This is a genomic window from Desulfovibrio sp. ZJ369, assembly GCF_011039085.1.
GTDB lineage: Bacteria > Desulfobacterota > Desulfovibrionia > Desulfovibrionales > Desulfovibrionaceae > Desulfovibrio.
Genome location: NZ_JAAKEI010000010.1, coordinates 81459 through 97323, shown reverse-complemented (window position 1 = coordinate 97323; position 15865 = coordinate 81459). Strand labels below are relative to the sequence as shown.

Here is a 15865-nt window from a genome sequence, read left to right as displayed (position 1 = left end):
GAAAGCAAAAACATGTGATGAACTGTATAAATCCATTGGAAAAGCATTAAGTTGTATCACACAAAAAGACGCTGAAGGATGGTTTAAATCCTGTGGATATGTAAAAAGTTAAAAGCAAAATGCTCTAATACAAATCCGCGTCGGCAGGCATTCTTTCCCAGTAAATACGCCCTTTTTTACGATACTTGCGCAAAAGCACATACACGCTGCCCGGGCCGCCGTCATGGGGCTGGGCTGTGCAAAAAGCCAGCACCACGCGCTTGAAGGGCTCCTGCGTCAGCCAGCTTTGCAATTTCTCCCGCAATACTCCCATGCCGTCCGGGGAATTGCGGCCCCGGCCCGGCACCACCAGCACCGTGCGCAAGCCCTTGTACCAGCAGCCGCGCATAAATCCGCGCAAGGCCTCAAAGGCCTGCACGGCATTGAGACCGTGCAGATCGAGATGTGCTTCCGGGCTCAGCAGGCCGGCACGCAGTTTGTCCATGATCATCTGATCCAGGCCTACCACATGCCCTTCCAGATATTCATCAGTGAAGGAAAGAGCAAACTCCAACTTCCCGTCCAGAAAATCCTGCAAGCTCAGTCCGGCCTGGGGCGGCGGCATGGTGCTCGGCGACGGCTCAGGCACAACTTCCCGCCCGCGTGCTTGCAGAGGCCGCACCTGCCGCATGGCGCGCAAAAAAGCCTCAGCTTCCTCGTCTTCGACGGAAAGAGGGTTTTCACTGTCCAGCGGAGAGCGCGGGATGGTCGATCCGGCAGGCGCTGCTTTTTCCCCGACAACGTCTTTGGCGCTGCTGCCCTGCGCTTTGTCCGGCGCAGCAGAAGGGGATTGAGACCCCTCCCGCGCCTTTTTCCGATCTGTGCCTGTGGGCAAGGCACAGTGCTCTGCCAGGGAAAAACCCCGCCTTTTCCTGGATTCGCGCGATGCAGGCGACAGCACGCGGCTCATGGCCTGCAGAAACAGGCGGTTTTCTTCCGCGTCCGGCGCCTGCGGCGCTTGCCGGGCGGCATTGGAAGCCGCTTTGCCCGGCACCGCGCCGCGCCCCCCGCTTTGCTGTTTTGTTCGTTCCAGGGCCGAACCGGGCAAAGACGCCGGAAGCGTTGCGCCGTGTCTGCTCTTTTCGGGAAAGAGTTTGGGGTTCAGGGCTCGAAAAGGGTTTTCCGTGAATGAGGCATTATCGGACATGGCGAGGGGCATCCTGCTGGAGGTAAAGCATTCCAGCGTTGAAAATAGTAAAATACTCTGGTGGAAGCAAGAGGGCGTGCTTCTCTGGCAGCAACTCACGGCGTTTCACTGCGGATTTCTTCCGGAAGAGAAAGAAAAACCGCGGCAATGCCGCGGTTATGACGCCTTTCAAGGACAAGGGATTATTGTGCGCCGCCTGTGCCGTTGCCGGCAGGGGCCGGCGGCGATTGGACGTCAGAGGCAGCCGCGGGCTGCTGAGCCGGCGCAGCCTGTTCGCTCTTCTGTTCGGGCTTGGCAGGCGGTGTCACGGGAGCGGCAGGCTCTTCGATGGTGACGTTCAGAATAGTGGAATCATTGCTGGGACGCGAGCTTGTCACATAGGTATAGCTCAGGGAAGTAATGACAAAAATAACCGCCATCAGGGTCGTCAGCTTGGCCAGGATACTGCCCGCGCCGCTGCTGCCGAAGACGGAGGTGTTGCCTCCTCCGAAAATGACGCCCATGCCTTCCTTGCCAGACTGAAGCAAAATCAGAATGACCAGCAATATGCACACGATAATATGCAGCGTAAGAATGAGAGTTTGCACGATTTCCTCCTGGCTGCCCGGCACTGCCCGACAGCGCCCCGGAAACGGGCCCAGAGCCCGATGTTCATGAAAAAAACATTGTGTATGCAATCGACCCATAAAAAAGCAAGGGCATAAGGCAATGCAAAGTCAACGGAAAACTGCCCTGCCCGCTGAAAAGCCAGAGCATTTTGCCCTTGAAAAGCTCTCAGGCCGGATCGGTGCGGTCCATAGCGTTGCTGTCGCCAGAGCGTTCAGCTAATTTCATTAGCAAACCGCTCTAATTTCATTGGCAAAACGCTCTCAAGGAGCCTAAACCCCTGCGATTTGCGCAAAACTTTGTGCCTCCAGCGAGGCGCCTCCTACCAAAAGACCGTCCACATTGTCAAGTCCGATAAGCATCCTGGCATTGTCCGCTTTGACGCTGCCGCCGTATAAAATGGGCAGGCGGCTCCCGTCCGCTCCCGCAAATTCCGTGAGCAATCTGCGGGTTTCGGCGTGGGCTTCCAACACTTCTTCAGGCCCGGCCACCTTGCCGGTGCCGATGGCCCAAACCGGCTCATAGGCAATGGCCAGACGTCCGGCCAGACGCTCCTGAGCAAGCGGGCCGACGGCTGAGCCAAGCTGGCGGGAAAGTACCTCATGCAGGCGGCCTGCGACGCGTTCATCCAAGGTTTCCCCCACGCAGAGCATGACCTTGAGGCCGTGAGCCAGAGCAAAAGCCGTTTTGTCGGCCACAAAAGCGTCGCTTTCGCCAAGGACGTGCCGACGCTCGGAGTGCCCGGTCAAAACCCAGCTTGCCCCGGCATCGCGCAGCATTCCCGGAGAAATTTCGCCGGTGTACGCGCCCTGTTCCGCAGGGTAGCAGTTCTGGCCGCCTACGGCCAGAACCTCCTTGCCTGCAAAAGCCGCGGCCACGTCGGCGATGGCCGTGAAAGGAGGAAAGACCAGCACTTGCCGGCCTTCAAGATTTTTCTCCGCCAGGGCCGCCGCCAGATCTTTCGCTGTTTGCGCGGCCTCGCCGCGGGTCTTGTGCATCTTCCAATTGGCAGCGATGATCTTCTGCATAAAAAGCCTCTGAGATGTTTGAGACGAAGGCGTACATGAGGAGCTCGTCAGGATGCCAGCGCACAAGCGTAAATCAGCGCGTCTTCGCCGGAATCGGTATAGTAACGGGGGCGCAGGCCGATCCGCTGAAAGCCGCTGCTTTCATAAAGGCTGATGGCGGCGTGATTGCCTGCGCGCACTTCAAGCAGAACTCTATGCATACCCATTTTACGCGCCACTTGCAAGGACAGATGCAGAATGCGGCGGCCCAGACCCTGGCGGCGCGCCTCCGGGACAACGGCCAGGTTAAGTATTTCCAGCTCATCCACGGTATGATAGACGGAAACATAGGCCACAAGCCCCTGCCCGCCAAGCAGGCCAAAGGCTGCGAATGCCGGTTGCGCAAAAGCCGCGCGGCACTGCTCTTCAGACCAGGGGAGCGGAAAACAGCGCCGCTCCAGTTCATGCATCATGCCGACATGACGCACGTCAAGACGCTGGAACTGCACTGCGCCGGAAACAGGATCACTCATGGAGAAAAACCTTTTTTATCCGGATTTGAAAAACGCCCCGCGCTATCTTGAAGTAGTGGACAGGCACAATGCGCCCCTCTGCGTCATGAACTGGGAAGATGTTTTGCGCCAGCGGCTCCGGCATCGCGCCACGGCCCTGCTGATTCGCGACAGCACAGGCAGGGCGCTTTTGACGTTCCGGCCGGGCCTGGGCTGGGGCTTTTCGTCCTTTGGCCTTGTGCAGGCTGGACAATCGTTTGAGGATCGGGCCCGCGCCCTGCTCCGTGATGACTGGGACAGGGCAGGCAGCCGCCTTTTGCCCCTGGGGCTTTGCCCTCCCCATGCGGAAGGCCGCCAGGCCTTTGTGGCGATTTTTGAGGCCCGCTTGCCCGCCGTGCTGGCCGCAGAAAAAATTTTTGACCCTGACAGGCATATGTTGTTGGACTATGACGAACTCAAAGGCTTGAGCGCGCACTTTACGGATTTGCTCTCGCCCTTGCTGCGCATTGCCGTACAAGGGGGCTATCTGCGGCCAGGATAATAATTTATGTGCGCCGTGAAGCGCCGGAGCGAGCGTTTCAAAAGCAATATACGCTACTGAGGGCTGATCCCGGCAAACAAATCCGCCAGAGCATCGTGCAAACGGCCATTGCTGGCCAAGAGCGCATCCCCGAAGCGCAGGGCGCCCTTGCGCAAGTTGCTGACCCGGCCGCCGGCTTCCTCAACCAGCAGCCAGCCCGCCGCCAGATCCCAGGGCTTCAGTCCGGCCTCATAAAAAGCATCCAGACGCCCGCAGGCCACATACGCCAGGTCGATGGAAGCGGCGCCGATGCGTCGCAAGCCCTGGGCGGCAGGCAGGACGACGGCCAGACGGGCCATGATTTCCGGCAGGTGATCGGCCACATCGTAGGGAAAACCGGTTCCCACCAGAGCGTCATTGAGTTGGGAGGCCCTGCTCACGCCCGCGGCTTTGCCGTTGCAAAAAGCGCCTTGCCCGCGTGCGGCCCAAAAGCATTCGTCCAGCATGGGCACGTTGACCACGCCCAGCACGACCCGCCCGCCCTGCCACAAGGCCACGGAAGTGCCCACCTGCGGAATGCGGTGCACAAAGTTGGTGGTTCCGTCCACGGGATCGATAATCCAGCAAAGCTCTCCGGGTTCCTGATCCGCCCGGCTGCTCTCCTCGGCCAGAAAGGTGGCGCCGGGCAGAAGCCTGGCCAGATTTTCCTTTAAAAAGGCTTCCACCGCCAAATCCGTTTCCGTGACAAGATCAATGCTGCCCTTGTGACGTACCTGACTGGCTTGCGACCAGTGCGAGCGGATAATCCCGCCGCTTTGGCGAACGATGGCCACGCACTCCTGCAAAAGTGACGACGCTGGGGACATATTTTTCTCTTTTCAGTTGATGAAGACGGAATGGTACGTCCGGCGGTCGAGCATGGCGCGAGCCGTACCGCGCAAAACTGTCGTGAGCGGATCTTTGTCCACAAAGACTTTCAGGCGGGTTTCGCGGGAAATGAATTGATCCAGCCCTTTGAGCAGAGAGCCGCCCCCGGCCATGAGCATGCCGTTGCGGTAAATGTCGGCGGAAAGTTCCGGCGGCGTTTTTTCCAGAGCGCGCAACACCACATTCAAAATGGCCTGTACCGGTTCGCGCAGGGCCTCGCGGATATGCCCTTCCGTGACAGTGACCACTTTGGGCGCTCCATGGAGCATATCCTTGCCGGAAACCTCCAGCACGGGCGCATGGGGCTGCGGAATGGCCGAACCCAGAATTTTTTTGACATTTTCAGCCGTATTGTCGCCGAGCTCCATGCGAAAGACATCGCGCATAAAACGCTGCACGGCCATATCCATGGCGTCCCCGGCCACGCGGACCGACTGGGAGCCGGCAATGCCGGCAAGAGAAATGACCGCCACTTCGCTGGTGCCGCCGCCGATATCCAGCACCATATTGCCCAATGGCTCATGGATAGGAAGATCCGCGCCGATGGCAGCGGCCATGGGTTCTTCCACCAGGGCCACATCCGCGGCCCCGGCCAGGAGAGCGGAATCAATGACCGCCTTTTTTTCCACCTGCGTAATGCCCGTGGGTATGCAGATTACCATCGAAGGCCTGGCCAGCCGCAGCCCGGTAATGGCTTTGCGCACAAAGTAGGCGATCATGTCGCGGGTCACGTCGAAATCGGCAATAACCCCGTCCTTCATGGGGCGAACGGCGCGGATGCGCTGGGGCGTCCGGCCCAGATACTCCTTGGCCGCGGCGCCCACGGCCAATACTCTGTTTTTCTGCACGTCGATGGCCACCACCGAGGGCTCATTGATCACAATGCCCTGAGCCCTGGTGTACAGCAGGGTGTTGGCCGTGCCCAAATCCATGGCGATGTCTTTGGAGAGAAAGCGGAAAAGACGCGGCAAAAGCATGATCAGAATTCTTTGCCGGAAGGCACGGGCGCGCTGTCGGGATCGTAGACCTGCGGGCCGTGGCTGTGCACCCGGGCTTTGGGCAGCAATGAGCGCAGACGGGTTTTAAGATACAAATTCTCCAGAAAGAGCGCCAGATGGTCCACGGCCTGACGGACAAAGCTGCGCATGGTTTCGTCTATCTGGCGTGGGCTGGTATGGGCAAGGCAGAGAACTCCGCGCGTGCTTTTATTGACCATGACCGGCATGCAGACGGCCGCCTGAAAGTCGGGCATGTCCGGAAGCTTGCCGAAAAGCACTGAGGCGGGGGCCCCTTCCACGCCTTCGGCCACCACAGGCTGATCATTGCGGAAAACCCAACCGGCAATGCCGCTGCCCATGGGCAGAACCAGCGGCTCGCCTTCCGCCAGCAGCAAACGGGTTGATTCGCACTCCACGCAATAGGTTTCGCCGGGCGTGTCCACTGAAGCGAAGGCGCAGTAATCAAAGCCGGTGGCCTCGGTCATGGTGCGCAAATAGTTCTGCAGAAATTGCGGCCAGCGTTTGTAACGGAAGCGCAGATCCTGAATCACGCCCAATTCCGCAAAATAGCGCGGAATATCCCCTGCAAGTTCCTGACGGCCGCGATTGCTCTGCTGGCGAGAGACAAGCTCCGCAAAAAGCTGGAGGATTTTATGATCCTTGTCGGAAAAGGAGTATTGACGCTTGCTGTCCACGCACAACGCCCCGCCCGTGGGCACCGGACAGCCCATGAAGGCCTTGATGCTGGCTTCCTCATTAACCGTGTAATAGCCAAGATTGCTCTGGCACTGATCGAAATTGGGCACCAGCAGAGGTTGGCGGTTGCGGATGATCCAGCCCACAAGCCCCTTGCCCGGCAAAACGGCCGCCGTGGAGGATATTTTATCGCCCAGGCTGAAGAACGCGGCCAGATGATGGGTTTCGCCTTCTTCATCCGGCAGAAAAAGCACGGACGAATACGCGTCAAAAACACTGCAAACAATGCTCAGAATATGTTTTTCAAGAGTGTTGGCGGTCATGGCGCATGGGGTTGAGGGTGATGAGGTGCGACGGACCGAAAAACACTCGCCCGCAAAAAAGATTGTAACAAAGCGGCCCAGGCGTCGCAACTGCTTTTGCGCGCATCGCGGTTTGCGGGCGGACGGCGCATGGCGGGCAAGCCATAAAAATCTTCGGGAGTTGAACAGGCCTTGGCAAGTATTGGCCGAAACCATAAACTGCGCTGGAAGTTGGGGCGGCTTTGCGCAGGCTGCATGCCAACCTTGCGATATTTTTACATATATTTCAGGAGTCCCGGCTCGTTGCGCCGTATCAGGGCTGCCGCATAAGATGCGTCTGCCTTTTGCGCCGGGTCAGGGCTGACGCAGTTAAATATTAAGTACAATAATTTTGCTATGTTATCACAAGCGATGGGAAGAGCCGCTTCGGCGGCGGAGCCGCACTTCGCTCCCACGAAGCCTGCGGCTTCGGGCGATGCTGTCGCATCGCCGCCAGAGCAGACGCATTTTATGCGTCTGCTCTGGGCGCCGGATGGTTCCTACTGGAAAAAAGTTTAAAAAAATGCTAAAAGAGCAAAAAAAGAGGCGCGGGATTTACCAGATGATTAAATGGCAAGAGGTTTTCAGCAAAGACGGTCTGCCCTGGCGGAACGCCATGACTCTCTCCGAGCCTATTGCCGTCAGGGATCTGCTTGAACTCAAACGCTTTCTGGACGCGGTGCACATCCGCTTCTGCCTCGTCAAACCCTATCAGGAAAACAAGAACTATCCCCTTGTGGAAGCGCGCGAGCTTTTGCCCTCCTTTGACAATGACATGTTTGAATACAAGAACCTGCCGGGCTTCGCGCTTGTGGCCTTTCCCCGCCAGCTGGATTATTTTTCCGAAATTTTTCAGTTCGACAAGCTCCATCCCGTGATCACGGAGGGCGATGGAGCCTGCTGCCCGCTGGAACATCAGGTCATTGAGCAGAATCTTCAGACCCTCTCTTCACGGTTGCCCCGCGTGCTTCAGGAGGCGTTCCGCCAGGAGTTTCGCTACACGGACACTGCGCTGCTGGACAATTACCCCGCGCTCATGCCCTATCTTCTGAATATGGACAGGGCTCAGGTTCTGGCCTGGGACGCGGATCGGCTTTTCCACCTGGCCGGGGTCTTCGCTTCTTTCCCTTCGGACATCGACAGCGAGCTGAAGCGCTTTGGCATCCGCATCGGCAAGTTCGTCTATGGCGACAGCGAGCTTTATGAACGCAACCGCATGTTTGTCTATCAATATCTCATGGAGCTTTACGGCTTTCCTGTTGTCTCGGAGCGCCGCACCTCCAGCGCCCTTTTTGCCCGCAAACTGCACAAAATGGGCGAGCGTTTCCTCTTGCGGGTCATAGGCCAGACGGATCGCACCCTGACGACCTATACGTCAACCGGTGAAAACAGGCGCTATCCTCTCCTGGAAAAAATCGCCCTTGTGGCTGTGGATGCGGATCAGGAGGAAGCCCTGAAAAGAATCGGCGATGACGGATTTTTTCTGGACAAGCCCAGGCGGGTGGTCATTATCCGGATTCTTTACAGGCAGCACCGTTTTGACTCCAGCAATGTGCGTCAGGATCGCGCTCTTTCCGTGGCCGGTCAGGAAGTGCTCCACCCGCTCACCGGCGAAGCGCTGCGGGGGCTGAACATCATCAAGGATGCCAGCAATATGTTTCTGCGCCTCAACGACATCGTTCGAGGCGAGTTCACCGGGCGCATCATCTACAAGCGAACCGAGGTGGTTGAAAACACCGACACCGACGAGAAACGCCTTAAATTTCTTTATACCTGGCTGACCAAGCATCAACGCAGGATGATCAGCTACAGCGACGAGTTTTTCTCCAATGTCAGCAAGGTGGTTTCCGGCTACCTGTACGCGCCGGAAAACAGCGATATTTTTGACGGCATGCGTGAGCTCTACCAGGAAGTGCGCACACGTTTCAGCTATATTCAGCAGGCTCGCAGGGTGCGTATTCTTGAAGACCTCTGTCAGCGTGTTTTCAAGGGCGCGCGCATCACCTACCGCCAGATGATGCATGAAGCCGTGGATCTTCTCAACGATCTCAAGTTTGAAATCGTCAACTTTTTTCCCGCCCTTGTGGACGATGTCATTGAATGTATGGAAAAAATCCTCCAAAACCGCTATTTGCGGCGCAACTATCTGGACGTGCCAGAGGAAAACCTGACCAAAGCCGGTATGGAGATACGCAAAAACTACGGGAGGCTGGTCTCCCTGCTGGATGGCTTCAAGGCTGTCCGCAAGGCGCGCCTGGGCCCTGAAACCAAGGCTTTGAAAGAAGCGATGCCGGTATGAGCGTGCCTTTTTTTTACCTTTCGCCCGATGAATGGGGGCAGGAAGTCTGCCTGGAAGGCCAGGAAGCCAGACATCTTGCGCAGGTCTTGCGGCTTGAAGCCGGACGCGAAGTCGGGCTGCTTGATGGGCAGGGCCGTATCGGCCGCTTTGTCATCCGCAAGGTGAGCAAAAAAAACGCCTGGCTGGAGCAAGTGCGCGAGGAGCTTTTTCCCCGCCCGGCTTCGCTGGCCGTCATGGCTCTGGCTTTCAGCAAGGCGGTGCGGCGCGGCTTTTTCATGGAAAAGGCCGTGGAACTCGGCGCCCATGCCGTTTGGCTCTGGCAGGGCGATCACAGTCAGGGCAAATTGCCTGCCGATGCGCAAGCTTCCTGGCAGGGCCAGATGATCGCCGGGGCCAAGCAGTGCGGCAATCCCTGGCTGCCAGAGGTGCGTGCTCTCTCTTCGGGCGTGGGGGAGCTCGTCGCCCTCTCCGCAAAGGCTGATTACCGTATTCTGCCATGGGAAATGCAGACAAATGTGCCCATGCTTACTCCGGATATGGCGGGCAGAGCGGGGATCACCGTCTATGTCATCGGCCCGGAGGGAGGTTTTTCCGGCCGCGAGCTCGCGGCGCTGCGTGAAGCTGGATTTACGCCGGTGAGCCTTGGCGCCCGCGTTCTGCGCTGCGAGACAGCGGCCACGCTCTGTCTGGGCATTCACTGGTGGGCTTCACAGTTGCCCGCAAGAGCCGGGAAAATCAGAGGGAACTAAGCATGGCGATCAGCAAACCTCTGCCGGAGCGCATGCGCCCCGATGATCTGGCGCTTTTTCTGGGCCAGCCGCATCTGGCGGATCGCCTGCGTTCTCTGATGCAGGCCAAGCGCCTGCCGAGCCTGCTTTTTTTCGGGCCGCCCGGCTGCGGCAAATCCACGCTGGCCATTTTGCTGGCCAAATCCACCGACAAAAAATATCTGCGCCTCAGCGCGCCGGAAGCGGGCCTGCAACATTTGCGACGTGCGCTGGCTGGCGTGGAAATTCTGGTTTTGGATGAGCTCCACCGCTTTTCCAAGGCGCAGCAGGATTTCTTTTTGCCTCTGGTGGAATCGGGCGAGTTGACGCTGCTCGCCACCACCACGGAGAATCCCTCATTCAGCGTCACCCGGCAACTTCTCTCCCGCCTGCATGTCCTTCGCCTGCGCCCTTTGGGCCGGTCGGAACTCGTGCAGCTGGCGCGACGCGGCGCGCAGGAGCTGAGCGCCCCCCTGCAGGATGACGTGCTGGAGCTGCTGGCGGGCGTTTCTCACGGCGACGCGCGCACCCTGCTCAATCTGGTGGAGTATGTGGCTGCCCTGCCCGGCGATCGCCAGAATCTTGAGCAGATCAAGGCCGCGTTGCCCGAAGTGCTGATCCGTCACGACAAGGACGGCGACAACCATTATGAGCTGGCCTCGGCCCTGATCAAATCCATCCGCGGCAGCGACGTGGACGCCGCCCTCTATTACCTGGCCTGCCTCCTGGAAGGCGGCGAAGATCCGCGTTTCGTCTGCCGCAGGCTCATTCTCTCGGCTTCGGAAGACGTGGGCCTGGCGGATCCCGGCGCGTTGCCCCTGGCTGTGGCCTGCCAGCAGGCCGTTGAGTTCGTGGGCATGCCCGAGGGCTTTATTCCTCTGGCTGAAACCGTGGTCTACCTGGCCCTGGCGCGCAAGAGCAACGCTTCTTACGCTGCGTACCTCAATGCGGCGCGCGAGGTAAAACTCAACGGCGCGCGGCCTGTGCCCCTGCATCTGCGCAACCCCTCCACACAGTTGCAAAAAGAATGGGGGTACGGCAAAGAATACAAATACCCGCACAACTTCCCCGATTCCTGGATAGAGCAGGCGTATTTGCCGCAGGAACTGGAGGGCCGACGTTTCTACCAGCCGCGCGATAACGGCGAGGAGCCGCGTCTTTCCCAATGGTGGCGCAAACTCCATAAAATCAAAAAGACGGAAGATCCCGCATGATCCCGCATGTTGACGGCGTATTCGCAACAAAGTTTCTCAGCGGCGATTTTTACAGAAGCCCTGTGCTCCACGCGGGCCCGTTCCGCCGTATGTTCCCCTCCCTGAGCTTCTACAGCCGGCTTTTTCTGGGGCCGCTGCGCTGGCTGTGCCGCAGAGCCGCCAAGGGGCAATGCGACGACGCGGCCTGGGTCTATGCCAGTGTCTGGGTGGCCGAGCTGATGGAAAGCCTGGGCTGCCCCATTGACGTGCAGGGCATGGATGCCGTCACTGCCGTGGACGGCCCCTGCCTCTTTGTGGCCAACCACATGAGCACCCTGGAAACATTCATGCTGCCGGGCATGATCCGCCCGCGCAGGCCCGTCACCTTTGTCGTCAAAAAGAGCCTGACCACCATGCCTTTTTTCGGCGCGGTGATGCGCTCGCGCGACCCCATTGTGGTGAACCGGGTCAATCCACGCGAAGATCTGGCCGCAGTGCTGGAGGGCGGCGTGGAGCGGCTCAAAAAAGGCATTTCCATCATTGTCTTCCCCCAGAGCACGCGCTCTGCTGTTTTTGACGCGCAGCGCTTCAACAGCATCGGCGTAAAACTGGCCCGGCGGGCCAAAGTGCCCCTGGTGCCGCTGGCGCTCAAAACCGACGCCTGGGGACAGGGCAAAAAGATCAAGGAACTCGGCCCGATCAAGGCGGGCATGGCCATACGCTACCGCTTTGCAAAGCCCATCCGTGTGCAGGGACAGGGCAAAGAAGAACATGCGGCGGTCAGCGAGTATATCGCCACGACCCTGGCGGCCTGGCAGGAAAAGGACGGCGTGAACCGCTAGAGCATTTTTTGATTGAACCTATTCATTTTCAATCAAAAAATGCTCTGGAAGGACCAGCGGTTGCTCTGCAAAAAACAAGCAAAGCCCCTCCAGGCTTTCAAAAAAAAGGACTTGCGGCAATTGTCGCAAGTCCTGTTTTTCCTGGTCGGGATGGCGCGATTTGAACGCGCGGCCTCAGCGTCCCGAACGCTGCGCTCTAGCCAAGCTGAGCCACATCCCGTTAAGAAGGAGACCTTACCCCACCTCCTTTTTTTTTGCAAGTTATTTTTGTATTTGTCAAAAGTCCGCTCCTGGCGTAACATGCCCTAATCCGCTTGAACGATACGGGGAAACATCATTCCGGAGTGAGCATATTTATGATTCGTGTTCTTGTCGTGGACGATTCAACCTTTATGCGCAACGCTCTTGTTGCCCTGCTGGAGCAGGACCCGGATATCAAAGTCGCCGCCACTGCGCGGGACGGGCAGGAGGCGCTTAAGAAAGCCGCGGAACTGGATGTGGACATCGTGACCCTGGATGTGGAAATGCCTCGCCTTGACGGGCTGAGCACATTGCAGGAACTGATGCGGACCAATCCTCTGCCGGTGATCATGGTCAGCTCTCTTACGGAAAGCGGAGCGGAAACCACGCTCAAGGCTATGGAACAGGGGGCGCTGGATTTTATTCCTAAAACCATGAGCAATGATCGCGATCGTTTTGGTGTGGAATTGCGCCGCAAAGTCAAAGCTGTGGCCCGCAAAAAAACCATCATTAAAATGAAGTACCGCCGTATCAACCATATCGTGCCCCCTGTTGTGCCCCGCCCTCCCAGCCAGCCCGCGGACTATGTGCAGACGCCCTGCCGCGGTCCGCGCGATTTGGTGGTCATCGGCGTTTCCACCGGCGGGCCGCCTGTGGTGCAGAAAGTGCTGGCCGCCCTGCCCGCGGATATACCCGCCTGTATTCTTATTGCCCAGCATATGCCGGCCGCGTTTACCGGGCCTTTTGCCAAACGCCTGGACAGCGTGTGCAAAATTTCCGTTTCCGAAGCGGAGAACGGCGACAAATTCAAGAACGGCCATGCCTATGTCTGCCCCGGCGGCAAGCATATCGGGGTACGGATGCGCGGTCCCCTGCCTGAAGTGGTTGTGACCGAAGAGCCCCGTAAGGCCCTGTACAAGCCCACCGTCAATGTTCTCATGGAAACGGCCGGCCGCGCCATGGGGCGGCGCACCCTCGGCGTCATGCTCACAGGCATGGGCTCTGACGGCTGCGACGGGGCTAAGGTGCTCAGGGAAAAGGGCGGTTGCCTCATTGCCCAGAGCGAAGCCTCCTGCGTGGTCTACGGCATGCCCAAGGCCGTGGTGGACGCGGGACTCGCCAATCTGATTCTGGATGCAGAAGATATTGCAAAAGCCATCATCGCAACGGTCAAAGGCTGAATCGCAGCTCAGCAGGACATGAAATTATGACAGTGGAAACTCTGCAACAAGACGTGGCTCAGATTCTTGCGGCTCTGCAATCCGACGACAATGATGCCGTGCGCAGCGCCGCTTTCAGCGCGGGCGACATGCTCCTCGAAGAGGCGGTGCCCCTGCTTTGCGAACAGATCAAGAGCAAGAATACCGGCGTGCAGGAAGCCGCCGAGTACGGCCTGCGCAAAATCCGGGGGGCGCGGACAGTTGACGCCCTGCTGCCGCTGCTGCGCAGCGACGAGGCGCCGGTGCGCAATGTGGCCATGGACATCTTGCGGGAAATCGGCCTGGACAGCATTGAAAGCATGCAGCCCTATCTGCATGACAACGACCCTGATTTGCGCATCTTCATTACCGATATTCTCGGCCATTGCAGCAATCATCAGGCAGCGCTGCTGCTCTGCGACGCCCTGCTCAAGGATCCGGAAGTCAATGTGCGTTATCAGGCGGCCGTCAGCTTGGGCACTCTGGCATATCCAGAGGCTGTGGGCGCTCTTTGCCAGGCCATGCACGATGAAGAGTGGGTTCAGTTCGCCGTGGTGGAAGCCCTGGCGAAAATCAAGGATCCTTCGGCCACCACTGCTCTTGTGCAGTTGTTGCCGCAATCCTCGCCTCTGGTCAGTTCCGCCATCATTGACGCCCTGGGCGACATGGGCGATATCAAAACCATTCCTCTGCTTTTCAACGCGTTGGAAAACGTCAGCGTGGCGTTGCGCCACAAGATCGTCAAAGCCATCGTGCAGATCCTGAGCGGGCGTTCTCTCTCGCTGCTGGCGGCCAAGTCCCAGGAACGCCTGCGGACCTACTTGCTGGATGCCCTTTCGGACAGTGACGAAGATATTCTGCTGGCCGCGCTGCAAGGCCTGAGCGGCATCGGCAAGGAAGATGCCAGCAGCGCCATTCTGGAGCTGGCCGCGCGCCTTGATCCGGAACGGAAAGCCGAGCTGTACGAAGCCGCCATTCGCGCCATTGCCTCTATCGGCTATAATGATACAGTGCGGGACGCATTGCGCAGCGAGGACGAAAACCGGGTTATGATCGCCATGGAAGCCTGCCAGCTCATGGATGATCGTCGCCCCGTGGAAGAAATTAAAACGGCTTTCTGGCGCGTAAACCCTGATCTGCAACGAGCCGCCGTAGCGGAAGTTGCTCAACTGGGTAATTGCGACGACATGCCTTTTTTCCTCTCGGTCATTGACGAATGCGAAGATACTGAAGTACTGAAGAGCGCGCTGTTTTTTTTCGGCAACCAACACACCTGCCCGGATGTGGAAGATGTGGTTTTCAGCCAATTGGATCATCGCTCTGCGGATGTTGCGGAGATGGCTCTGGAGGCCTGCATCAATCTGCACAATCCCACGCTGAATGTGCGCTTTAAGGAGCGCTTTCACAGCGACGACGCCATGCAGCGCATGATGTCCGTCTATGCCCTGGGCCGTTACAGTGTTGCGGAAAATCTTGCGGAGCTGACCGAAGCCCTGAAGGACGAAGATCCCGGCGTGCGACAGACGGCCGTAGAGGCTTTTTTGAATCTGGGCGGCAATGCGGAACGCTATCTGCCCCGGCTTTTGCCACGTCTTTCTGACGAAAACAAAGACGTGCGCACCGCTCTGGTGAATCTGCTGGGGCAAATCGGAACGTCCGCTGTTATCCCGCATCTGATCACCGCGCTGCGGGATGAAAACGACTGGGTGCGCATCCGCGCCATTGAGGCTCTGGGCGTCAATAAAAATGCTGAGGCCGTGCCTACCCTGTCGCAAATGCTGGAAGATGCAAGCCCCATGGTTGCCTTTAAAATTATTGAGGCATTGGGTAAAATCGGCGGCAATGTCGCTTTCAGCGTCTTGCTGGGCATGATGGATCATGAAGATCCCGAAATTCAGCATGCCGCAGCTGAAGCCGTTGCGGCCATCCAGGCGGAACAGGAGTAGGCATGTCAATCCCCCCCAGTTTTTTTTCCAAAATCCAGACGTCGAAAAACGCCTCTGATGCCGATCCGCAGGCCACACTCAACCCCGGCTCCGTCGGGCAACCGGCGTCCGCAGGTCCGGCCCAGCAGCCCGGCTCCGCATTCAGGCCTGCCGGGCAATCGCCGCTTTCTGCCGGCAGCGGCCTGAATCCCTCGGCATCCAGATTTTCAACACAGCAAACCACGCCCGGCACTCAGCCCGCGTCCACGTTCAGACCCGCGGCGCAAGCCGCGCGCCCGGCTCCCGCATTCCGGCAGCCAGCGCAGGCTTCCCCTGCGGCACAAAATCAGCCGGCTTCCACGTTCCGCTCTTTTGCCCGAACAACCGGCACAACAGAGGCAGGCGCGCAAGCCGCGCGCCCGGCTCCCGCATTCCGGCAGCCGGTGCAGGCTTCCCCTGCGGCACAAAACCAACCGGCTTCCACCTTCCGCTCTTTTGCCCGGACAACCGGCAAAACAGAGGCAGGCGCGCAAGCTTCGGCGTTCGGCACGCCCACAAGCGCGCCGCGCCCTTCGTTCCGCAGTCAGCAGCAGCCTGCTGCGGGCAT

General features: G+C 58.6%; 15 protein-coding genes and 1 tRNA gene. 8 read left to right on the top strand and 8 right to left on the bottom strand.

Features of this window, described 5'->3' with window-relative positions; translation table 11 throughout:
- Positions 1 to 124 precede the first annotated feature (124 nt).
- The 4 genes from G7Y51_RS05410 to rimI all read right to left on the bottom strand — a co-directional run bounded on the left by G7Y51_RS05410 (position 125) and on the right by rimI (position 3332).
- Positions 125 to 1186, bottom strand: a complete 1062-nt coding sequence (locus G7Y51_RS05410; protein WP_165175347.1) for a Smr/MutS family protein — start codon at positions 1184 to 1186, stop codon at positions 125 to 127.
- Between the two features lie 182 nt (positions 1187 to 1368).
- The gene (secG, locus tag G7Y51_RS05405) at positions 1369 to 1773 is read right to left on the bottom strand and encodes a preprotein translocase subunit SecG (RefSeq protein WP_165175346.1); all 405 of its coding nucleotides are present in this window, start codon (positions 1771 to 1773) and stop codon (positions 1369 to 1371) included.
- Between the two features lie 291 nt (positions 1774 to 2064).
- Positions 2065 to 2820 (bottom strand): triose-phosphate isomerase, encoded by a 756-nt coding sequence (gene tpiA / locus G7Y51_RS05400; RefSeq protein WP_165175345.1) that lies wholly within the window; start codon positions 2818 to 2820, stop codon positions 2065 to 2067.
- 47 nt (positions 2821 to 2867) lie between these two features.
- Positions 2868 to 3332 carry a ribosomal protein S18-alanine N-acetyltransferase gene (gene rimI / locus G7Y51_RS05395; RefSeq protein ID WP_241160143.1) on the bottom strand — a complete coding sequence of 155 codons (465 nt, stop codon included), beginning with the start codon at positions 3330 to 3332 and terminating at the stop codon, positions 2868 to 2870.
- Between rimI and G7Y51_RS05390 the strand changes: the two genes are divergently transcribed.
- Positions 3331 to 3852 carry an NUDIX hydrolase gene (locus G7Y51_RS05390; protein WP_165175344.1) on the top strand — a complete coding sequence of 174 codons (522 nt, stop codon included), beginning with the start codon at positions 3331 to 3333 and terminating at the stop codon, positions 3850 to 3852. The two genes, rimI and G7Y51_RS05390, sit on opposite strands and share 2 nt — an antisense overlap.
- A gap of 53 nt (positions 3853 to 3905) precedes the next feature.
- Here the strand turns inward: G7Y51_RS05390 and G7Y51_RS05385 are convergent, their stop codons facing one another.
- From G7Y51_RS05385 to G7Y51_RS05375, 3 genes are read right to left on the bottom strand one after another with little or no spacing between them, the layout of a single operon-like run.
- A complete protein-coding gene (locus G7Y51_RS05385) occupies positions 3906 to 4697 on the bottom strand; it encodes an inositol monophosphatase family protein (protein ID WP_165175343.1) in 792 nt (263 codons plus the stop codon).
- A 12-nt stretch (positions 4698 to 4709) separates the two neighbouring features.
- Entirely contained in the window at positions 4710 to 5735 is a 1026-nt protein-coding gene (locus tag G7Y51_RS05380) for a rod shape-determining protein (protein WP_165065692.1), read from the bottom strand.
- Positions 5736 to 5737: 2 nt separating this feature from the next.
- Positions 5738 to 6775, bottom strand: coding sequence for a GAF domain-containing protein (locus tag G7Y51_RS05375; protein ID WP_165175342.1), 1038 nt, complete (start codon positions 6773 to 6775; stop codon positions 5738 to 5740).
- Between the two features lie 580 nt (positions 6776 to 7355).
- Here G7Y51_RS05375 and G7Y51_RS05370 point away from each other — a divergent pair.
- The 5 genes from G7Y51_RS05370 to G7Y51_RS05350 are packed head-to-tail and all read left to right on the top strand — an operon-like array spanning position 7356 to position 12058.
- On the top strand, positions 7356 to 9092 hold the full coding sequence (locus tag G7Y51_RS05370; RefSeq protein ID WP_165175341.1) for a hypothetical protein: 1737 nt from the start codon (positions 7356 to 7358) through the stop codon (positions 9090 to 9092).
- The gene (locus tag G7Y51_RS05365; protein WP_165175340.1) at positions 9089 to 9841 is read left to right on the top strand and encodes a 16S rRNA (uracil(1498)-N(3))-methyltransferase; all 753 of its coding nucleotides are present in this window, start codon (positions 9089 to 9091) and stop codon (positions 9839 to 9841) included. Before G7Y51_RS05370 ends, G7Y51_RS05365 begins: the two co-directional genes overlap by 4 nt.
- A 2-nt stretch (positions 9842 to 9843) precedes the next feature.
- On the top strand, positions 9844 to 11073 hold the full coding sequence (locus tag G7Y51_RS05360; RefSeq protein ID WP_165175339.1) for a replication-associated recombination protein A: 1230 nt from the start codon (positions 9844 to 9846) through the stop codon (positions 11071 to 11073).
- On the top strand, positions 11070 to 11894 hold the full coding sequence (locus tag G7Y51_RS05355) for a lysophospholipid acyltransferase family protein (protein ID WP_165175338.1): 825 nt from the start codon (positions 11070 to 11072) through the stop codon (positions 11892 to 11894). Before G7Y51_RS05360 ends, G7Y51_RS05355 begins: the two co-directional genes overlap by 4 nt.
- A gap of 8 nt (positions 11895 to 11902) precedes the next feature.
- Positions 11903 to 12058, top strand: a complete 156-nt coding sequence (locus tag G7Y51_RS05350; RefSeq protein WP_165175337.1) for a hypothetical protein — start codon at positions 11903 to 11905, stop codon at positions 12056 to 12058.
- Here G7Y51_RS05350 and G7Y51_RS05345 read toward each other — a convergent pair.
- Positions 12037 to 12114 (bottom strand) — tRNA-Pro (locus G7Y51_RS05345). The two genes, G7Y51_RS05350 and G7Y51_RS05345, sit on opposite strands and share 22 nt — an antisense overlap.
- Positions 12115 to 12250: 136 nt before the next feature.
- Here G7Y51_RS05345 and G7Y51_RS05340 point away from each other — a divergent pair.
- Both G7Y51_RS05340 and G7Y51_RS05335 read left to right on the top strand, forming a co-directional pair.
- Positions 12251 to 13315, top strand: coding sequence for a chemotaxis response regulator protein-glutamate methylesterase (locus tag G7Y51_RS05340; RefSeq protein WP_165175336.1), 1065 nt, complete (start codon positions 12251 to 12253; stop codon positions 13313 to 13315).
- 26 nt (positions 13316 to 13341) lie between these two features.
- Positions 13342 to 15279 (top strand): HEAT repeat domain-containing protein, encoded by a 1938-nt coding sequence (locus G7Y51_RS05335; RefSeq protein WP_165175335.1) that lies wholly within the window; start codon positions 13342 to 13344, stop codon positions 15277 to 15279.
- The last annotated feature ends 586 nt before the right edge of the window (positions 15280 to 15865 follow it).